The organism is Aquaticitalea lipolytica, from assembly GCF_014641635.1.
GTDB classification, from domain to species: Bacteria; Bacteroidota; Bacteroidia; order Flavobacteriales; family Flavobacteriaceae; genus Aquaticitalea; species Aquaticitalea lipolytica.
In genome coordinates this window covers 139,146-159,941 of record NZ_BMIC01000004.1, presented here as the reverse complement: position 1 = coordinate 159,941, position 20,796 = coordinate 139,146, and the positions used below count along the sequence as shown (strand labels likewise).

The 20,796-nt window shown below is 32.2% G+C and carries 18 protein-coding genes and 1 tRNA gene; 9 read left to right on the top strand and 10 right to left on the bottom strand.

What is annotated here, in order from left to right; all coding sequences use genetic code 11:
• The first annotated feature begins 31 nt into the window (after window positions 1-31).
• The gene (locus IEW41_RS10995) at window positions 32-778 is read left to right on the top strand and encodes a DUF8457 domain-containing protein (protein ID WP_188606413.1); all 747 of its coding nucleotides are present in this window, start codon (window positions 32-34) and stop codon (window positions 776-778) included.
• Here IEW41_RS10995 and IEW41_RS10990 read toward each other — a convergent pair.
• Window positions 775-4,158 (bottom strand): DUF7933 domain-containing protein, encoded by a 3,384-nt coding sequence (locus IEW41_RS10990; RefSeq protein WP_188606412.1) that lies wholly within the window; start codon window positions 4,156-4,158, stop codon window positions 775-777. The two genes, IEW41_RS10995 and IEW41_RS10990, sit on opposite strands and share 4 nt — an antisense overlap.
• 90 nt (window positions 4,159-4,248) lie before the next feature.
• Between IEW41_RS10990 and rsmI the strand changes: the two genes are divergently transcribed.
• Both rsmI and IEW41_RS10980 read left to right on the top strand, forming a co-directional pair.
• Window positions 4,249-4,917: a 16S rRNA (cytidine(1402)-2'-O)-methyltransferase gene (rsmI, locus tag IEW41_RS10985; protein ID WP_188606411.1), complete on the top strand. Its 669-nt coding sequence runs from the start codon at window positions 4,249-4,251 to the stop codon at window positions 4,915-4,917.
• Between the two features lie 41 nt (window positions 4,918-4,958).
• On the top strand, window positions 4,959-5,528 hold the full coding sequence (locus IEW41_RS10980) for a uracil-DNA glycosylase family protein (protein ID WP_188606410.1): 570 nt from the start codon (window positions 4,959-4,961) through the stop codon (window positions 5,526-5,528).
• A 42-nt stretch (window positions 5,529-5,570) separates the two neighbouring features.
• Here the strand turns inward: IEW41_RS10980 and IEW41_RS10975 are convergent, their stop codons facing one another.
• Both IEW41_RS10975 and IEW41_RS10970 read right to left on the bottom strand, forming a co-directional pair.
• On the bottom strand, window positions 5,571-6,350 hold the full coding sequence (locus IEW41_RS10975) for a toxin-antitoxin system YwqK family antitoxin (protein ID WP_188606409.1): 780 nt from the start codon (window positions 6,348-6,350) through the stop codon (window positions 5,571-5,573).
• Window positions 6,351-6,362: 12 nt separating this feature from the next.
• A complete protein-coding gene (locus IEW41_RS10970; protein WP_188606408.1) occupies window positions 6,363-6,953 on the bottom strand; it encodes a carboxymuconolactone decarboxylase family protein in 591 nt (196 codons plus the stop codon).
• A gap of 56 nt (window positions 6,954-7,009) precedes the next feature.
• Between IEW41_RS10970 and IEW41_RS10965 the strand changes: the two genes are divergently transcribed.
• From IEW41_RS10965 to IEW41_RS10955, 3 genes are read left to right on the top strand one after another with little or no spacing between them, the layout of a single operon-like run.
• Window positions 7,010-7,432: an OsmC family protein gene (locus IEW41_RS10965; protein WP_188606407.1), complete on the top strand. Its 423-nt coding sequence runs from the start codon at window positions 7,010-7,012 to the stop codon at window positions 7,430-7,432.
• Window positions 7,433-7,448: 16 nt separating this feature from the next.
• The gene (recJ, locus tag IEW41_RS10960; RefSeq protein ID WP_188606406.1) at window positions 7,449-9,140 is read left to right on the top strand and encodes a single-stranded-DNA-specific exonuclease RecJ; all 1,692 of its coding nucleotides are present in this window, start codon (window positions 7,449-7,451) and stop codon (window positions 9,138-9,140) included.
• On the top strand, window positions 9,141-10,409 hold the full coding sequence (locus IEW41_RS10955; protein WP_188606405.1) for an MFS transporter: 1,269 nt from the start codon (window positions 9,141-9,143) through the stop codon (window positions 10,407-10,409).
• Here IEW41_RS10955 and IEW41_RS10950 read toward each other — a convergent pair.
• On the bottom strand, window positions 10,406-11,161 hold the full coding sequence (locus IEW41_RS10950; protein ID WP_188606404.1) for a UDP-2,3-diacylglucosamine diphosphatase: 756 nt from the start codon (window positions 11,159-11,161) through the stop codon (window positions 10,406-10,408). The genes IEW41_RS10955 and IEW41_RS10950 overlap by 4 nt on opposite strands.
• A 26-nt stretch (window positions 11,162-11,187) precedes the next feature.
• The gene (locus IEW41_RS10945) at window positions 11,188-11,637 is read right to left on the bottom strand and encodes a 6-pyruvoyl trahydropterin synthase family protein (protein WP_188606403.1); all 450 of its coding nucleotides are present in this window, start codon (window positions 11,635-11,637) and stop codon (window positions 11,188-11,190) included.
• A 91-nt stretch (window positions 11,638-11,728) separates the two neighbouring features.
• Here IEW41_RS10945 and IEW41_RS10940 point away from each other — a divergent pair, with 91 nt between their 5' ends.
• Window positions 11,729-12,370 (top strand): 2OG-Fe(II) oxygenase, encoded by a 642-nt coding sequence (locus IEW41_RS10940; RefSeq protein WP_188606402.1) that lies wholly within the window; start codon window positions 11,729-11,731, stop codon window positions 12,368-12,370.
• Window positions 12,371-12,502: 132 nt separating this feature from the next.
• Here the strand turns inward: IEW41_RS10940 and IEW41_RS10935 are convergent, their stop codons facing one another.
• Together IEW41_RS10935 and IEW41_RS10930 are read right to left on the bottom strand one after the other, a co-directional pair.
• Window positions 12,503-13,837 carry an MATE family efflux transporter gene (locus tag IEW41_RS10935; protein ID WP_188606401.1) on the bottom strand — a complete coding sequence of 445 codons (1,335 nt, stop codon included), beginning with the start codon at window positions 13,835-13,837 and terminating at the stop codon, window positions 12,503-12,505.
• Window positions 13,834-14,334, bottom strand: coding sequence for a GNAT family N-acetyltransferase (locus tag IEW41_RS10930; protein WP_188606400.1), 501 nt, complete (start codon window positions 14,332-14,334; stop codon window positions 13,834-13,836). Before IEW41_RS10930 ends, IEW41_RS10935 begins: the two co-directional genes overlap by 4 nt.
• 56 nt (window positions 14,335-14,390) lie before the next feature.
• Between IEW41_RS10930 and IEW41_RS10925 the strand changes: the two genes are divergently transcribed.
• Together IEW41_RS10925 and IEW41_RS10920 are read left to right on the top strand one after the other, a co-directional pair.
• Window positions 14,391-15,188 (top strand): universal stress protein, encoded by a 798-nt coding sequence (locus IEW41_RS10925; RefSeq protein WP_188606399.1) that lies wholly within the window; start codon window positions 14,391-14,393, stop codon window positions 15,186-15,188.
• Window positions 15,189-15,193: 5 nt separating this feature from the next.
• Window positions 15,194-15,267, top strand: a tRNA-Ala gene (locus tag IEW41_RS10920).
• A 6-nt stretch (window positions 15,268-15,273) separates the two neighbouring features.
• On the opposite strand, the gene IEW41_RS10915 is transcribed toward IEW41_RS10920, so the two are convergent.
• The 3 genes from IEW41_RS10915 to kbl form a co-directional block, all read right to left on the bottom strand.
• A complete protein-coding gene (locus IEW41_RS10915) occupies window positions 15,274-18,045 on the bottom strand; it encodes a PD-(D/E)XK nuclease family protein (RefSeq protein ID WP_188606398.1) in 2,772 nt (923 codons plus the stop codon).
• Window positions 18,046-18,113: 68 nt separating this feature from the next.
• Entirely contained in the window at window positions 18,114-19,475 is a 1,362-nt protein-coding gene (locus IEW41_RS10910) for an OmpA family protein (RefSeq protein WP_188606397.1), read from the bottom strand.
• Window positions 19,476-19,599: 124 nt separating this feature from the next.
• The gene (gene kbl / locus IEW41_RS10905; protein WP_188606396.1) at window positions 19,600-20,793 is read right to left on the bottom strand and encodes a glycine C-acetyltransferase; all 1,194 of its coding nucleotides are present in this window, start codon (window positions 20,791-20,793) and stop codon (window positions 19,600-19,602) included.
• Window positions 20,794-20,796 lie beyond the last annotated feature (3 nt).

The window sequence follows — 20,796 nt, the reverse complement described above, 5'->3', positions numbered from 1 at the left end:
AAGCATAAATCAGATTAAAGATAAAAAAGTTATGAAGAAGAAATTGGAATCAGAATTAATGAGTATTGCACACAGGATTCTAAAGTTGAAAGGGAAAGAAGATGTGTTAAAAATGCATGCTGAAGTAACATTACTTTATGAAAAGTTGAGCGTTTTAAAATTTGCTAACGAAAATTTAGATCAAGCATTACCAACAATAGGTAGTGATTCGTCATTTTTCGAAATGTTAGATGTGGCTTTCAACAATAAAATAAGTGATAATATAGAACGAGAAGACAAGATTTATATTAACCTTGATGAGGTTGAAGACGATGGTATTATGGAGCCAGTTATGGAAAAGATTAAAGATATTGTTGCTCAAATGCCTCAAGAAACACATGAAGTAGACACAATAATTGAAGAAGCCGTAACTGGAAGTAAAAACCATAAACACGATTTAGATTTATTAACAGCAGATTTTAAAGACATGCCAGTTTTTGAGCCGGTTACCAATACTCAAAACACAACCAAAGAGAACACTAAAAAGTCGTTAAATGATAAATTAAAAAATGGTGGAATTTCTATAGGGTTAAATGATAAAATTGCGTTTATAAAACATCTTTTTGATGGTAATAGCGAAGATTATGAGCGAGTTCTATCACAAATTATTACCTCAAGTTCTTTTGATGAGGCTCACAACTTAATTCAAAATATAGTTAAGCAGGATTATAATAGTTGGAAAGGTAAAGAAGAGATTGAAGAGCGTTTTATGGAAATTATAGAAAGCAAGTTTAATTAATAATTTAAATAAACCCAACCCATTATAGGTTTAGGTAAGCCTTCAATTTCTAAAATATAATAATAAGTTCCAACAGGTAATAATTCTGAGGCTTGTGGGAATCCCATATTAGATTTTCCGTCCCAATTGTTTTTGTAATCATCACTTTCATATATCTGAACCCCTAATCTATTGTATATTTTTATAATATGATTCGGATAATCTTCAATACAAGGAATTATTAAAAAGTCGTTATAACCATCTGTGTTTGGAGAAACACCTTCTTGAATTTCAAGGCAATTATTGATTGTTACTTCAGCAGAATCTTCATTATTGGAGTCATCTCTGTCTATCTCATTTAAGTTTTGTAATTGAGCAATATTTAGTAAGTCATTAGATGAGATTACCTGAGCAATAATGGTTAAAGCTACACTTTCATTTGGAGTTAATAGATCAACACTCCAAACAGATGTTGTGTAATTAAAAGTTCCAATACTACTTGATGATGAAATATATTGATAACCACTTGGCAAGCTTTCTAAAATGTTAATTTGTGTTGCAGTGGTCGTTCCAATATTTGTGATGGTTATTGTAAACGCTACTTCATCTCCTATTGAAACTTCTTCAGGAAAAACATTTTTAAGAACTTCAATATCGACATTAGATGTGTCTTCTAAAACAGTTAATGTTGCATTAGCCTGAGAAGTATCTATATTATTTTGATTACTGAAATTTTCATTATCATTTAAGAAAACACCTTCTGTATTTGATGTTACAATGACAGAAAATGCACAGCTCGACACACCGTTAGGGAATGTTAAATTACTTACTCCAACAAAGGGGTCGCCAACAGCTCCTAAAAATGTAGCTGTGCATCCATTAGCACTCACCCAAACAGGACTATCAACAAGTATTAAACCAAAAGGCAAATTATCAGTAAAACTTATATTATTCTGTGATGGATTGGATGATATGTTAGTAATTGTAAAAGTAAGAGTACTAGTCTGCCCAACAACAATCTCAATAGGATTGAAGCTCTTTATTAGTGTAGGAGCAATTACTTGAACGTTGCTAATAGAAATGTTAGTTTCTGGTGTTAACTCTTCATTATCTGTTTCACTAGGCGTAGCTTCAGCAGTATTACTAAATGCGCCTCCAAAAACAGGCGAAGTTACAGGAATTCTTATTCTAACGGTTGAACCAGCTTCCATATTTGGGATTGTTCCGCTTATAATATTTCCATTAATATTAAAACTTGAAATACATATAGCTGTACCAGAAGTTATTTGGCAAGTTGGTGTGCCAGTAATAGTAAATACAGAACTTAAAACATCTTCGAAATAAATATCAACAGCATTCGAGCTAGTTGTACTATTTGTTATATCAACTATCCAGTCAAAATTTTGGTTTGTGTTAACTTGAGTAAATTGAGGGAATGTTTGTACAATCAAATCTACACATGGTGCAAAATAGGTAACAACAGAAGCAATATTATTAGAATTATTATTATCAATCACACTACCAACATGATTAACAGAAGCTGAATTAGTAGCAGCAATATTTCCTGTTGTACATTCTGGTGCCCAATCAATAACAACCTCAAAAGTAATTGAACTTTGTGCAGGTAAAGCCCAATTATCTTCTGGTAAGATTTCCCAAAAAACATCAAGCACTCCATCTTGTGGTACACCATCTAAAGGAACACCTATGTTAGTATGCTCAATTTCGCCACAAGTGGCTGTTCCTGTTGTAGAAATACAGTTAACAGACAATAACGTACCTGTAACAAATTGATTAGCATTTAGTGGCATATAATCAGAAACTTCAATAAATGTATCTGAGTCACTAGGATTAGTTACTATAATCTCATATGTAACACTTCCCCAATCTGTTGTATTTGTAGCAGAATCTCCTTCTGGTAAAGTAGGGATGGTTTGGGTTTTTGTTATTTGCAAATCTGACGAAGCACAAGTTGGAGCAGGAGGTAAAATAACATAATCACTCTCTGCACTATTTGCTATATTAGTATCAATAATTTGCGAATCTAATACGTTAGTTCCGCTTCTTATGTGAGCCGAAGAATTTGTTGTACTAGTTGAACATTCAGGCTCATAAAAAATCACAACAGTTTCTATTGTAATAGTTGCCCCAACAGGCATAATAAATTCATTACTTGTCCAAAAAGTATTTTGTTCTGTTAACGTAAAATCATTACAGGTTATAAGTCCAGTAGTGTTTATGCACGTTAGTGATACAATTTCCCATTCAATATTTACAGAAAGATTCTGTAAAAAGAATCTAATTGGAGCTGGAAGTGGTCCATTATTACAAACAGTTGTTCTAAAAGTTACTTCTTCCTCCCAATCCACTAAAGTTGATGTGCTTGGATCTATTTGAAGTGTCTCTATACAAATGTCAGTTAGTTGACATAAATCAGCAATCAATAAGTCCGTAGCAACTAAATTAGAATTATTTGAAGATATATTAGAATGGTTTAAAGTTAGTTTAATGTAATTGTTTACAGATATTGGTTGTTGTTCAAGTGCACAAAGAGGCTCTAAAAATTGATATACCACTCTAAAAGTTAAAGAACCTCCAGAGGTAAATTCAATTGGGTTACCAAAAGTAAAAACCGTTTGTACTGAACTAATAATTGTGGGATTTGAAGAAACACCATTTAAATCTGGGCAACTCGAACCATTTGTGCCTCCTAAACATTCAATGGAAGTTTGTTGCACTACAGGTCGTCCATAGTCTAATAAAGAGCTTAATTGAAAAACACCAGAAAAAGCACTTAAAGGATAATTAATACTGCTATTATTAGTAATTGTAAACTCATAGGCTACAGAGTCATTCCACATTGAAATACCTGTGCCTTCTGGAGGAGTAACTTGCGAATGGGTTACAGTAAAATCAATATCTACATCTACAACATCAATAGAAATTATAGATTGATTATTAGATGGGTTAATATCTTGGGTGCCTTCTGGAGAAAAAACGGTTGCAGACGTAGCGATTCCTCCAATATTTATTGGAGCGACAACAGAAATTTTTATCTCTACACTCGAGTTACTGGGAAGACTAGCTACTGTTCCAGTAAGAGTATTATTAATTAAATTAAATCCAGTTACAGGTGAAGCTCCGCCTATGTTATTTTGTGAAACAGTAGATAAAACGGTAACATTTTGATTTATAGTTTGAGAAAAAGTTGCATTAGCTACAGAATTCCCTGAATTGATAATGGTCACAAGGTATTGGTATTCTTGATATATATGTACCTGAGAAATATCTGCTCCACTACTGTTTTTTGCCTCTACCACAATAGCCAAATCGGTTGTTTGAGCTGTAATGGCTAAAAAATTAAGAAACAATAGTAAGAGAGTAATTTTCTTTTTAATCATAACAGGCTTTTACATAAGACACTTAATAGTAAAAAAGGTTGCGTTAATATACTATAAAGATTGTAAATTTGATAACAAATATTGTTTTCAATGAAACTCTACATCGTACCAACACCTATTGGAAATTTAAAAGACATAACCTTTAGAGCCATAGAGGTTTTAAAAGAAGTTGATTTAATATTAGCTGAAGACACACGTACATCAGGTAAATTATTAAAGCATTTTGATATTGCCACACCTTCACAATCACATCATATGCACAATGAGCATAAAACGGTAGCTAATTTAGTTCAGAAAATAAAAAGCGGAACAACTGTAGCTTTAATAAGCGATGCAGGAACACCAGCAATTTCCGATCCTGGGTTTTTACTAACACGTGCTTGTATTGAAAACAACATAGAGGTCGATTGCCTTCCTGGAGCCACTGCATTTGTGCCTGCTTTAGTTAATTCTGGACTTCCAAATGATAAATTTGTTTTCGAAGGATTTTTACCTGTTAAGAAAGGTCGGCAAACACGACTACTATTATTAGCCGAAGAAACTAGAACTATTATTTTTTACGAAAGCCCTCACAAACTTATAAAAACATTATCTAATTTCTGTGAATACTTCGGAGAAAACAGACAGGTTACTGTGTCTAGAGAGCTAACAAAACTCTACGAAGAAACTGTGAGAGGTACTGCAAAAGAAGTGCTAGAACATTATACCAGCAAACCACCTAAAGGCGAGATTGTTATTTGTGTTGGTGGTAAGAAGTGATTTGTCATTCTGAACTTGATTCAGAATCTAAAGAAAACTCAATGCAAGAACTACTTCATAACATAAGCCAATGTACTATTTGCGAAAAGCATTTACCATTAGGACCAAGGCCTATTGTTTCTGCTCATCCTAATGCTAAAATTATAATTATAGGCCAAGCACCAGGAACAAGTGTACACAAAACAGGAATCCCTTGGGATGATCCTAGCGGAAAACAACTACGTAAATGGCTAGGTGTTACAGATGAAGTGTTTTATGACGAAACTAAAATAGCATTAATGCCTATGGGTTTTTGTTATCCAGGAAAAGGAAAAACAGGCGATTTACCACCACGACCAGAATGCGCACCACAATGGCACAATTTGCTTTTAGAGCAAATGCCTAATTTAGAATTGGTAATTTTAATAGGAATGTATTCACAAAACTATTATTTAAAAAAAGAAGCAAAGAAAACACTAACAGAGACAGTTGCCAATTACAAAGCGTACTTGCCTAAATATTTACCATTACCACATCCTTCACCAAGAAATAGGTTTTGGTTGACTAAAAACCCATGGTTTGATACTGAGGTTTTGCCAGAGTTACAGAAGAGAGTAGAGAAATTTATATAAGATGTAAAGAATTGACCTAATTAATAAACAGTATATATTTAATTAAAGTCCAATAAAATATTTAGCGTATTCCATTGCTTGCTCTGGGTTTGCCTTAACATCTATTCGCTTTATTTCATTACGATTTTCGTCAAGCTCTATTAGATAGCTTTTGTCACCATCTTCTAGCATTCTCAAAAACACCTTTAAACTGCCATCTTCATTATAAAATTTCATAGCTTCAAAATTATCATAGTTAGATGAAATTTGTTCTGAAAACACTTTGCCTTTTAATATTTTTTGATGAAAAGTATATCCATCCTTTATAAACATTTGGCTTTCAACATTACCAATAATGTCATAAGATACCGACTCAATTGATTTACCGTCTTTAATTTTTGATTCAGATTTTACCTGACCACTTTCATAATATTCGACCACTTTACCAACTAAAACATCGTTCTTGTATGTTTTTAACTTCATTAACTTTCCTGATAGATAATTAACCTTTTCTTCACCATTAAGCTTACCTTTTATATAGTTTGAATGTGTATATATTTCACCATTAGGATGAAAAATAATATAATCACCATTTAATAAGCCTTCTTCAACATCAAATTCTTCCCACTTTGTTAATTCATTACCAACAACATAATAACCATCCATGAGGCTTCTGTCAATAAAATAAAAATTTTGTTCATTAGCGGAGTTAATTTTATACGATCCTCTTTCAATAAATGTAAACGAAGTATCATTCTTTTCTTTAACTTTTTTACAACTTAAAACGAATAAAAAAACAGTAATTAAACACAGCAGGTTATTTTTTAAGCAATATTTAGCCATAAGTAGTTTTTTTTAAACATGTTTTCCTTTTTCCCAACCATGTTTTCCTAAGTATTGATTACCGCTTTCAACAGCGCCTTCTTCAATACTAGTTCCCATACTATCATTCCATCGGTTTAGGTAGCCAAATAAAGAAATGACACCGAGCATTTCTACAATTTCACCTTCATTCCAATGCTCGTACAATCGGGTTTTAATATGTTCATCAACAGCATTAGGCACCATACTTGCCGCTAAACTAAAATCTAAAGCAGCACGTTCAGCATCATTAAAAGCAGGGTGAGTTCTGTATTCCCAAATATTATCTAACTGTTCTTGTTCAGCACCATAACGTTCTGCTGCTCTAATAGCATGTGCTTGGCAATATCTACAGCCAGTTGCGTTGCTACTAACCCAAGCAATCATACGTTTTAAAGCCGAAGTCACTCTACCTTCATTAGCCATTACAGCTTTATTTAAGTTAATAAATGCTTTACTTATGGCTGGACGACGCTGCATTGTTAACACTGAATTTGGACAAAACCCAAGTGTTTCATTAAAGAATTCTGCAAGTTCTTTTGTTTCTAAATCATGGTCAGCAGATAATGGTGTTACTAATGGCATATTTTTATTTTTTAATGGTATTTTTGAAGTAACAATAAACGAAAAAAACTTCAGATATGTCGCATAAAGTTATAACTCATTGGAAAGGAAATTTACAATTTGAATCTGATAATCCTAACGGTAAAACAGTATTAATGGACACATCTCCAGAACATGGAGGACACAGTTCTGGGTTATCTCCTAAAGCGATGATGTTAGCGTCTTTAGCTGGTTGTTCAGGATTAGACGTGGTATCTATCTTAGATAAAATGAAAGTGAAAATTTCTGATTTCAGAATGGATACTTATGGCGAATTAACTGAAGAGCATCCAAAATATTATCATACAGTTTCTGTTGAATATCATTTTTATGGTGAAGATTTAGATGAATCGAAAATAAAAAAGGCAGTCGATTTATCTATAGAAAAATATTGTGGTGTTATGGAAATGTTCCGCAAGTTTGCCAATGTTAAAACTTCAATTCACTATCATAATAAATAGCCAAAAATTTATTTAAATGCGTTGGACGCTTAAACCAAAACCAGAAGCCACCAAAGTGGCAGATTTACAAAACGCTCTTCAAGTAGATGAGGTAGTTGCAACATTATTAATTCAAAGAGGTATTGAAACCTATGAAGATGCAAAAACCTTTTTCAGACCAAGTTTAGAAGATTTACATAATCCATTTTTGATGAAAGACATGGATAAGGCTGTTGCTCGTATTGAAGAGGCGCTAAGTAAAGGAGAAAATATTTTGGTGTTTGGTGATTATGATGTTGATGGCACATCATCAGTTGCATTAATGTCTTCTTATTTAAAAACCAGAACAGACAGGGTTGCCACTTATATTCCTGATCGTTATGATGAAGGTTATGGTGTTTCAATAAAAGGTATAGACTTTGCTCATGATAACGATTTTTCACTCATTATTGCGTTAGACTGTGGTGTAAAAGCGATAGATAAAGTTGCATATGCAAAAGAAAAAGATATCGATTTTATTATTTGCGATCATCACAGACCAGGAAGTGAGCTGCCAAATGCAATAGCAGTTTTAGACCCAAAACGCGACGATTGTGAGTATCCTTATAAAGAATTATGTGGTTGTGGAGTTGGTTTTAAATTGATACAAGCATTAGCACAAAACGAAGGAAAAACAGTTGAAGATTTAGCTGAATATTTAGATTTAGTTGCCACAGCAATTGGAGCAGATATTGTACCTATTACTGGGGAAAATCGAGTATTAGCATATTTTGGTTTACAGGTAATTAATTCAAGTCCAAGACCAGGAATAAAAGCTATTATCAATCAGGTTAAAAAGGAAGAGCTAAATATTACAGATGTTGTGTTTATTGTAGCTCCTAGAATTAATGCTGCTGGACGAATGAAACATGGTAATTACGCAGTGACATTATTAACCGAAATGAATTTTGATTTAGCGCAACAATATGCAGCAGAAATAGAAGAATTTAATACAGATAGAAGAGAAGCAGACCAACGTATTACAGAAGAAGCGCTTCTTCAAATTGAAAAAAACAAAGAACAAGAAGGTTTTACAACTGTTGTATATCATGAAGATTGGCATAAAGGAGTGATAGGTATTGTGGCATCAAGATTAATCGAAACCTATTACAGACCAACATTAGTATTTACTAAAAGTGGAGATAAATTAGCGGCTTCTGCACGTTCGGTTTCAGGTTTTGATGTCTATAACGCATTAGAGTCTTGTAGTGAACATATAGAGCAATTTGGAGGTCACAAATATGCTGCAGGATTAACGCTTAAAGAAGAAAACTATGAAGCTTTTAAACAAGCTTTTGAAGATGAGGTTTCTAAAACAATTGATAAATCTCTTTTAACTCCAGAAATAAAAGTTGATTTAAATATAGATTTACATCATGTTAATGATAAATTATGGCGAATAATTCGCCAGTTTGCGCCTTTTGGTCCTGGAAACATGACTCCCATTTTTATGACCGAAAATTTAAAAGACACAGGTTATGGTAAATGTGTTGGTGAAGACGATAAGCATTTACGCATTACAGTTACACAACCTGGAGCAGATAAAACAGTTTGTATTGGATTTGGATTAGGAGACAAGTATGATATAATTTCCAATAGAAAACCATTTAAAGCAGTGTATTCAATTGATGAAAATCATTGGAACGGAAGTGTGAGTTTACAACTAAAATTAAGAGACATTAAAGAGTAGATGGCAAAAAAAGATCCTTACGCAGCCTTACGAATTAAGGAGTTCAATATTTTTTTACTGGTTAGATTTGCATTAGTATTTGCATGGTCTATGCAGTTTGTTATTATAGAGTGGGAAGTTTACTCCATAACCAAAGACCCTTGGTCACTTGGCCTTATTGGTCTAATGGAAATTATTCCAGCTGTAGGTATTGCCCTTTTTGCAGGACATATTGTAGATCAAAATGAAAAGCGAGGTTTACTCATTAAATGCATTCTAGGGTTTTCTGTCATTAGTTTTGGATTGTTTTTATTAACGTGGCCAAAAATTGTAGGAGATTGGTCTACAAATGCCATTTTGTACAGTATTTATTTTCTAGTGTTTTGTGGCGGATTAGTTAGAGCTTTTATTGGACCAACAGTGTTTTCATTAATTGCTTTAATTGTACCCAAAAAACTATACCCAAATGCCGCAACTTGGAGTAGTTCTACATGGCAAGTAGCTTCGGTTGTTGGTCCAGCAGTTGCAGGATTATCTATTGCATGGATAGGTGTACATTGGTCGATGTGCCTAGTTGTTGGTTTTACAATAATTGCTTTGTTGAATTTATTCAGAATTTCTAAAAAACCAATTCTTAACCCAAAAATAGGAGAGCCAATCTGGTCTAGTTTAAAGGAAGGTGTAAAATTTGTTTATAATACAAAAGCGATTTTCGGAGCGATTACTTTAGATATGATTGCTGTTCTATTTGGAGGCGCAGTGGCTTTATTGCCAATATTTGCACAAGACATTTTAAAAGTAGGCTCTGAAGGTTTTGGAATATTAAGAGCCGCTCCAGCTGTTGGCGCATTTATTACAATGTGGATTACTGCTTATATTCCAGTTAGTAAAAATGCTGGTATGAAATTATTAGCAGCCATTTTTGGGTTTGGAATTTGTATTATCGTATTTGGATTATCATCAATATTTTGGGTTTCTGTTGTTGCCTTATTCTTTAGTGGAGTTACAGATGGCGTATCGATGGTTATTCGTCAAACCATTTTACAACTTAAAACACCAGACCATATGCGAGGTCGTGTTGCTTCAGTGAATTCTATTTTTGTTGGGTCTTCAAATGAGTTAGGCGCTTTTGAAAGTGGACTAACAGCCAAACTAATGGGAACAGTAACAGCAGTTGTTTTTGGAGGAACAATGACATTAATTACAGTGGTTACAACAGGAATAGCATTGCCTTCTTTTAGAAAATTAGACTTGCAGAAGGAGTTAGAAGACCATGAAAAAGAGGATTAATACTTTTTCAACTCAAAATTTTCTCCATCAAAAACACCATAAGTGTAATAAGAAATCCAATCGCCTAGATTGATGTATTTTGAAGTCTCATTTAGATTAATTTCCATAGGTAAATGTCTGTGACCAAACACAAAATAATCTCTGTGTTTATCTTCTAATTTTCTCTTGCAGTATTGTACAAGCCACTCATTATCTTCACCAAGAAACTTTGCATCTTCATCACCAGAAATAAGTTTGTTTTTTACAGAAAGATAATGCCCTAAACGCATTCCAAAATCTGGATGAATTAAGCGTCTAAACAGCCAAACACAAACAGGATTTGTAAACACTTTTTTCATGCGTTTATAACCTTTGTCATTTGGCCCTAAACCATCTCCATGACCTATAAAAAAGCTTTTATTATTAAAGGTAAATTCTTTTGGTTTATGGTAAACAGGAATATTAAGTTCTTCTTCAAAATAGCCATTCATCCATAAATCGTGATTACCTACAAAATAGTAAATTGGTATTCCTGAGTCTGATATTTCGGCAAGTTTACCTAAAGTTCTGGTAAACCCTTTAGGAACCACTTTTCTGTATTCCATCCAAAAATCAAACAAATCACCAAGCAAAAAAATAGCTGCAGCATCTTGCTTTACTTCATCAAGCCAGGCTACAAATTTCTTTTCACGCGGAAGCGAAGCTTCTAGTGTTGGAGCACCAAGGTGGTTATCTGATGAGAAGTATATTTTTTTTCCTTTTGGAATTTGCATATTGTAAATATAGAAAATGTTTCTATCTAATTATCTGTTGAGTACCATTCAGCAAAACTTGTTTCGGTTTCTTGTAGTTTTAAAGAGTGTAATGTAATATGTTGAGGTAAATGTTTCTTGATTTTTTCAGCAAAATCAATAACCATCATTTCGCTAGTTGGCTGATAATCTACCAAAAGCACATTATGACCTCTGTCTTCTAACTCTTTTGCTAACTCAACATGTGGAGTGTTTTTATTAAAAACTGTTGCATGGTCGAACACATCTACAATTTCGTTTTTCACAATTTTTTTTAGATCACTAAAATCTATAACCATTCCATGTTTAACATTTGAGGTGTTATCTATTGGTTTTCCGATAACTGTTACTGATAGTTTATAGCTGTGTCCATGCACATTTTTACATTTTCCGTCGTAACCATAAAGCGCATGTCCTGTTTCGAAAGAAAATTGTTTTGTAATTCTAATATTACTCATTGTGTTTTTGTTTTCACTACAAAGATAATCGTTTTGTAAAAGCAATTTGTTTTTAGATTACTTTTACGCGCTTTTTATAAGACATGAAACTATGAATCAGCTTTTTGAAGACATTACCTTTGTTGAAAACCCTCTATACGAAAAGATTATTGAAGATATTATATCTCAACAGTATAGTATAGTTGAAGGTTTTTTTACTGAAAACGAAGTTATGGTTTTAAGGCAATCATTACTCGATAAACATGAAGAAGATGCTTTTAAGAAGGCAGCAATTGGCAATAGAACTAATGAAGTAATAGCAAAATCTATTAGAGGAGATGTTATTTTATGGATAGATGAATTACAAGCAAATTTAGCTGAAGATTTGTTTTTTAGTAAAATTAATAACCTTGTTGGTTATTTAAATAAAACATGTTTTCTGGGTATTTTACATAAAGAATTTCATTATGCTTTATATCCAACAGGAACTTTTTACAAACGCCATATTGATACGTTTCAAAATGATGATAGACGAAAATTATCGTTTGTGTGTTACTTAAATGAAGATGGTTGGTTGCCAGAAAATGGTGGTGAATTGGTATTATATTTAAATGAAAATGGAGAAGAAAAAGAAAAGGTTATTTATCCATTTCCAGGACGTGTGGTTATTTTTGAAAGCCAAATAATTGAACACGAAGTAAAACCTGTTAATACAGAAAGAATGAGTATTACAGGTTGGTTAAAAACACGATGATTAACGTTTCTTCTTTTTATTATAAAAGTAAATCACAATAAGCACGATTCCTAAAATTAGAAATAATCCGTTTCCACCCAAAAAGTTTAAAAATTCCATATTAGTTTTTATTTAAATGATATTGCACCAAAGTTAATTGTTTTGTGATAGTGGCAAAAAAAGTTTTCTAAATTTTATAATTAATGGTAACCCTCTGGCAATCATCCAAAAGGTTAAAGCTATAAAAATGGCGTATAATTTGTACTCAAAACTATCTAGCCAAAACAAAATAGGCACAAAAACTATAAAAGTTGAAAACAACAATACGTTGCGTAGTGTTTTCATTTTACCAAGACCTTTAAACATACCATCAAAAATAAAAGCTATTGCACAAATAGGCTGCATTGCTAAAATTAGCCAAAACACATTATAAAATTCGGCTAACACTTCTGGGTCTTTGGTAAATAATGTCCCAATAGGATAATATAAAACACCTCCAATAATTGCTAGAATAAAACCAATTGCAATTCCGTATATAATAAGCTTGTTACTTAATTTTATAAGTGAATTGTAATCTTTAGCACCAAATAATTTGCCAGACAAAATATTTCCAGCACTTGAATAACCATCAATAATAAAAGCACCCAAAAACCATAAATTAATAGTAATAGTATAAGCTGCAATATAGTTTTTACCATAATCTGTAGCAAAACTTGTCGCAAAATATAAGGTAACATTTAGTGCTAATGTTCGAACAAATAGGTTAAGAATCATCAATATAAAATTCTTTATTTGACTATTAAATGGAAATGTTAACTTTAAAGGGATTGAGGTTTTTTTAAGCAAGTAATATGCAGAACAGATAGCCATTAATAATTGAGCAGCAACACTAGCATAAGCAGCTCCTTTTATGTGCATTGGACTCAAGACGCCTTCAATACCATAAACTAAAATTACGTCTAAAATTATATTTGTAACAGCTCCAATTATAGCAATTATCATTGGGTCGTACGTATTTTGTAAACCTCTAAATGCTCCAAAAACAGCAATTGTGAATAGCGTAAAAGGGAAACCAAACACTCTAATTCTGTAATACTCTACACTATAATCTAAAATTAAACCAGAAGCGTTATAAAGTTTAAAAATACTATGTGCAAAAGGGTAGGTAGTAATAATGATTAATATACTTATAGATGTGATAATGAAAATAGCTTGGGCTGGTAGGTTTCTAACTTTATCAAGTTGATTAGCACCTAAATGTTGTGAGACAATAGAAGAAATAGCGCTTCGTGTTTGACCTAACACCCAAATTAACATTGAAATAAAAGCACCAACAATACCAACAGCGGCTAATGATTCAGTTGCGTTTAAATTCATATTACCAACAATGGCTGTATCTGTAATAGAGAGAATAGGTTCTGATACTCCTGAGATTAATGCAGGAATTGCTAGTTTGTTTATATGTTTTAGACTTATGCTTGTTTTCAAACTACTAGTTCGTAACAGTAAAAAGGATGTTCGCTTTGTTTTGGGAAATAAATATTTCCCAATCTTTTATAACCACGAAGTTCGTAAAATTTTTGGTTTCGAGGGTTTTGGGAGAAAGTATCTAATCTAACTGAGCTAAAATTATTTTCTTTTGTCCATTTTTCTGCATAATCCATTAACTGTTGTGCATAACCCTTACCTTGATAGTTTGGGTTAATTGCTAAACGATGGATATAAGTATTGTTTTTATTAGGTGTTAGCCATTTAATAGGAGCATATTCATCATCCATGAATGTAGAAATAACAATACTCCCAATAACTGTGTTATCAATTTCTAAAACAAATAATTCGTTTCTATCAACATCATTTTTAAACGCGTTTTTATTAGGGTAATATTCGTTCCACTGAAATATACCATTGCTAATCATTTGTTTTGCACATAGTTTGGTAATTTTCAAAATCGAATCAATATCTGAATAAGTGGCTTTACGAATCATTATTAATGTTTACTTTTGTATAAATTCATTGTAAATTTAGTTTTAAATTATTGATTATGAAGAATATTTTAGTTCCTGTTGGGTCATCAAAAAATGCAGTTAGTCATTTACAATATGCAGTTGATTTTGCAAAAACATTTGGCGCAAGACTCTATGTAGTACAAGTATTTAATGTGTATACTAAAGCTGGGACAATGATAAAAGTAGATCATATTTTAGAGCGAGAAAGTTTAGAATTTTTAAAGTCTCATGTTAGCAAGGTTGATACAAAGGGAGTTGAGGTTATTGTAAAAACATTTAAAGGGAAACTTATAGATACTTTAGAGCTTGTATGCAAAACGGCTGATATTGATTTAATTTTGCTAGAGCCAAGAACCAATTCAATTAGAGAAGAGGTTTATTTAGGAAAAACATCAGGTAAAATTATAAAACAAACAAACATTCCAGCATTAATAGTACCTGAAGGCTATAAGTTTAAGCCGATGGTTTCAATTTTAATAGCTTTAAAATCAGCAGTTATAAAAAGAGAGAATGTGTTAAATCCATTAATTGATATTAAAAATCAATTTAAGTCTATTGTTAATTTACTTTTAGTAAAAACACCTTTTCATAATGAAGGCGATTTTGATGTTAATGAAGAGTTAGCGTCTTTAATCACAAATACTCTTTACAGTGAAAATGCTACTACTTTTCAAGGTGTTTTAGAGAATTATAAAGAAGCGCATCCAGATTTGTTATGTGTTGTACGCAGAAAAAGAGGCTTTTTTACAAAGCTATGGGAAAACAATACTATCCTAAAAAAGGATTTTCACAGCTCAACACTTCCTGTGTTGGTATTAAGTGGTCTAAAGTAAACTTTGGGGCATTAGCTCAGTTGGCTAGAGCGTTTGGCTGGCAGCCAAGAGGTCAAGGGTTCGACTCCCTTATGCTCCACTTTATTTAATGTGTTTTGATTTCTTTCTCAACAAAATCAATATCTGAATCACATATTTCTAAAATCAACTTTTTAAGTTGTACAGAATAGTTTTCTAAAGTGTCTTTAGATATAATTTGGTTTTTTGCTGCACCTTTGCCTGCTCTATCTTTTTCTGTAAATTTTAAAAAATAATCACCTTGAAGGTTTTTAAATGATATAATTCCGCCTTCAATATCACCAGAGATTAAATGCTCTTCATTTAGCATATACGCATAAGCTAGTACTTGAAAGCTCTTACTGTATTTGTCATAATCAGTATTTAGCTCTTCCCAATCTATAATTTCTATATGCTTTTGCTCAACCTTTCCAGTTTTATAATCTATAATTCTGGTAATACCATTAAACTCATCAATTCTATCAACAGTTCCCTTTAAGTAAATAGGAAAATCTAATTCAGGAATATTGATTTCTACTTTAGATTTTCTTTCAAGGTCTATAATTTTAATTTCGTTTCCAGCATTTAATGTTTCTAATTCTTTGCTCAAAAAATTATGAATATAGCGCTTGGCTATTTCAAAAACTATAAGGTTTTTACCTTTGGTTATATCTCCTTCTTTGTAGTGTGATTTAAAATGAAATGTTACAGTTTTATCAATTGCTAGTTTCATATCTTGCAAATGATTTTTAGTTAAAAACTCTCCTTTTAAAGGTTTATAAAAGTCTTCAAGAGTTTGATGAATTACATTTCCTAATGTATTAGCTGCTACAGTTTCTTCAACATCTTCATAGTCTTTAACGCCCAATATTTTGTCATAATAAAAATCAATCGGATTTCTTATATAATTAGTTAAAGACGAAGGAGAAAAACCATCTTTTGCTAGTATTTTAATTTTATTTAAAACAGCTGAAGTTTTTTTAATAGTTTTAAGCTTCTGTTGTGCAGAAGGCACTTTTGGTGCTACAACATAATTTTTAATATTATGTAGCTTTTCTATATTCAATTGTGTTATAAACCTACTTTTTTCGCCACCATTTAACACATCTGGCTCAGTATTATATAGTATATATATGTTTTTAGCACGTTGGAGCAATCTGTAAAAGTGATATGTATATACAGCATCTTTTTCCTTATAGGTTGGTAATCCGTTTTCTAATTTAACATCAAATGGGATAAATGAATTATTGCTTTTGCCCGCAGGAAGAATGCCTTCGTTGACAGAAGAGATTATTACAGTTTCAAAATCGAGAACACGAGACTCTAACATTCCCATAATTTGAAGCCCTTGCAAAGGTTCTCCTTTAAAATCTAAAGCTTCACTTTTTATAAGCTCTTTGTATAGACCAAAAAGAGCATTAATGTTATTTATGTGCTTGTACTCCAAATTAAGCAAATGCAATTCATTAAACACTTCATTAAAACGGTATAAATACTCTAACGCTAATAAGTTTTTGCTTTTTTCTAACGATAAGTTCTCTTTTATTAATAAAATGAGTTTAGAGCAACTCTCTAAAGCATTTGAAGCTGTATTATTCCATGATGTAAATAGCAAATCAATAACATTATCTTTTTCTTCTGCTAAAAACTTAAGCATCTCAACTGTTATGTAAACAATGTTATTTGATTGAATATAATTATTAATTATAGCAGCAAAATTCTTGGTTTTTGCATCAAATAAAGAATATATAAATTGATGAGACAGAATTGATGTAACATCTTTATAATAAAATTGCGATGTTGAGGTTTTATGGATTTTAAACAACTCTTCAAATAATGAAGCTAATGGTATTGACCTTAATGGGAATCCCATTGTAATGTTTATATTGTCTATACCTTTAGGAATAGAGTTTAGAAGTGGTATTAATAAGTTTTCATCACCTAAAACCACTGCTGTATTTTGAATGTTTTTTTTCTCTTTTGAAATTTTATCTAGCAACTCTCCAATGTATTTTACTTGCCCAATATTTTTTGGAGTCCCAATAACTTCTATTCGTTTTTCACTAGCATAATTTTTTGTTAACCAATTAAATTGGTGCTTTTGAAAATATGGCCAATTAGCTTTATGTAGTCGTATAAATAAGCCTGCATCATGTATTGGGTTTTTTATAAAATACTCATCAACATCCCAATATATCTCTGCAAGCCCTTGCTGTAATAATTCTTGTATTATTGTTTCTTCAGCTTTATTTAACGCATTAAACCCAACAAAGACAAGTCTTTTATTAGTATTTGCAGCCACATATTGCTCAACGCCTTCTACAGCCTCTCTGTACACTAAGCCTTGATACCCTTTCTGTTTAGAAATTAATTGTTCTTTAAAAAGATTATAATAAGTCTTTAATCGGTTCCAAAATGATAAATAGTTTTTGATGTATTCGGTTTGCTCATCAGCTAATGACCAATGATTAATCTCTTTTATTGATTTTAAATAATCAAAAATGTTATCCGTTGGGATTAGATAACGATCAATCTCATTAAAGTCTTGAAGTAAAAGCTGAGCCCATTTTGAAAACTTATCGAAAGTTTCAACTTCTTCTTTAGGAGTGATTTTTAAATAAACTTCGTAAAACTCAAAAAGCAATTCAGTATTAGAACAGTATTTTAAATCTGATAGTGTTTCAACAAATTCTTCTATTGAAAAAACATCTGGCGCAAATTGTGTTTTTTTAGATGTTTGAGAAAGTATATGTGTTAAAAAAATCCCAGCTCTCTTGCTAGGAAGAATAAAGGTGAGTTGAGAGATGTCAACTTCTTTTTTTTGTAAATCTACTATAACATCTTGTATAAAACTTGTCATAGTATAAAAATAAAAAACGCTCCGATATTCGGAGCGTTTTTAAACTTATTTATTTTATAAAAACTTAATTATTTAAGTTTTACTTCAACACGTCTGTTGTTAGCTTTACCAGAACGAGTTTTGTTAGAATCAATTGGGTTAGACTCACCAAAACCAGCAGCAGTTAATCTGTCAGCGTTAATTCCGTTAGCGATTAAATAATCTCTTACAGCATTAGCTCTTCTTTCAGATAACAATTGATTTGATGAAGCAGAACCATCACTATCAGTATGACCTTCGATAGAGAAATCCGCTTGTGGATATTCTTTGAAGATTGCTACCATAGCTTGTAATACTTTATCAGTTTGTTTTTGGAAAGTTGATTTACCAGAATCAAATAAGATAGTTCTAGCATAATCATTTAATTGCTTCATAACTTCTGGAGCAGGCTTAACTTCTGGACAACCATTGTTAGCTACAGTACCAGCTTCGTTAGGGCATTTATCATCTTTATCTAATACACCATCACCATCAGAATCTTTCCAAGGGCAACCATTGTTTGCAGCAGGACCAGCTTCGTTAGGACAGTTGTCATCTTTATCAGCAACACCATCGCCATCAGCATCTGGACAACCAGCTAAAGCTTTTAAACCAGCAACTGTAGGACAGTTGTCATTTTTATCAGCAACACCATCACCATCAGTATCAGGACAACCGTTAAACTCAGCTAAACCAGCTTCGTTAGGACAGTCATCTTTAGAGTCTTCAATACCATCACCATCTGAATCTGGACAACCATTAAATGCAGCTAAACCAGGAACATCTGGACAAGCATCATCTTTGTCATAAATTCCATCTTTATCAGTGTCTTTTCCACCAAATTTGATAGCTAAACCAACAGTGTGTTGGAAATGCTTAGCTAAATAATCTTCAAAAGCATGCTTGTAAGAAGATTGTACAGTTAAACCAATGTTTTCGTTAAACCAAAGATTTAAACCTAAAGTACCATTTAATGTACCAGCACCAATTTCGTCAACCCAAGTGTAACCACCACCAACACCTAAATAAGGCTCAATAGTTTTTGATTTAATTAAGTTAGCAAAGCTATATTTAATTGTTCCATCTAATGCATAATAAGATAAATCACTAGCTGATGAATCTCCTATTTTACTAATTTCATTAATAGAACCTGCAGCTGTTAATGAAAATCCATCACTTAAATATCTAGAAACTGAAACAGTCGATAAAGACGGTAAATAGTTGTAGTGATCATCTAAGTTAAAAAACTCATCAAAGTAATCACCTAAAGGAGCATTCTCTCCAGTAGGATAAAAGTCAACCGCATTAACTCCAATACCAATCGCCCAAGGATTGTTTTGGTCTTGTGCATTTGCGTTGCTAAAGCTCATTAAAAGCAACATAGCGAAAAATAATCTGCTAAGATTTTTCATATTCAAATAATTTTAATTTTAAGTGTTAATTGTAAGCAAAAGTAAGTTGTTAAATTTTATTAACAAAGACAAATATATAAAAATATTGGTTATTTGCCTTAAAACATAGGTGTTTGGATTGATTTTAAATAACATTTAATGTTTTTCCAACTTTAATAAAAGCAGCAATTGCTTTATCTAAATGTTCTTTTGTATGCGCTGCAGATAGTTGTACGCGAATTCTTGCTTTTTCTTTTGGTACAACCGGAAAGAAAAATCCGATAACATAAATACCTTCTGCTAATAACATTTTTGCCATAGTTTGAGATAATTTTGCATCATATAACATAACAGGCACAATAGCAGAATCGCCATCAACTATATCAAAACCAGCATTTTTCATTCCTTTTTTAAAGTAATTTGTGTTTTCTTCTAAAGTATCTCTTAGTGATGTGTTGGTAGAAAGCATTTCAAATACTTTAATAGAAGCACCTACAATAGCAGGAGCTAGAGAATTTGAAAACAAATATGGTCTTGATCGTTGGCGTAACATATCAATAATTTCTTTTTTACCTGTTGTATATCCTCCCATGGCGCCACCAAGTGCTTTACCAAGAGTCCCTGTAATAATATCAATTCTTCCTAAAACGCCTTTGTCTTCTAAGGTTCCTCTTCCAGTTTCTCCAATAAACCCAGCAGCATGGCATTCGTCAATCATAACTAAGGCATCGTACTTATCTGCTAAATCACAAATTTTATCTAAGGGAGCAACAAGCCCATCCATAGAAAACACGCCATCTGTTACAATAATTTTAAAACGAGCTCCATTTGCATTTGCTGCAATTAGTTGCTGTTCTAAATCTTTCATATCACTATTTTGATAACGATATCGAGCTGCCTTACATAAACGAACACCATCTATAATTGATGCATGATTTAAAGAATCTGAAATTATTGCATCTTCTTCTCCCAGTAGAGGCTCAAAAACGCCTCCATTAGCATCAAATGCCGCAGCATACAAAATAGTATCTTCAGTGCCATAAAACTCAGCAATTTTTTGCTCTAAAGTTTTATGAATATCTTGAGTTCCACAAATAAAACGAACTGAAGACATACCAAACCCATGAGTGTCCATAGCGTCTTTAGCAGCTTGAACAACTTCAGGATGTGATGAAAGTCCTAAATAATTGTTTGCACAAAAGTTTAATACTTTTTCTCCAGTATTTAAAGTGATTTCTGCTCCTTGAGGAGATGTAATAATGCGTTCTTCTTTGTAAAGCCCAGCTTCTTTTATGTCTTTTAATTCTTGTTGTAAGTGTTGTTGCAGTTTTCCGTACATAAT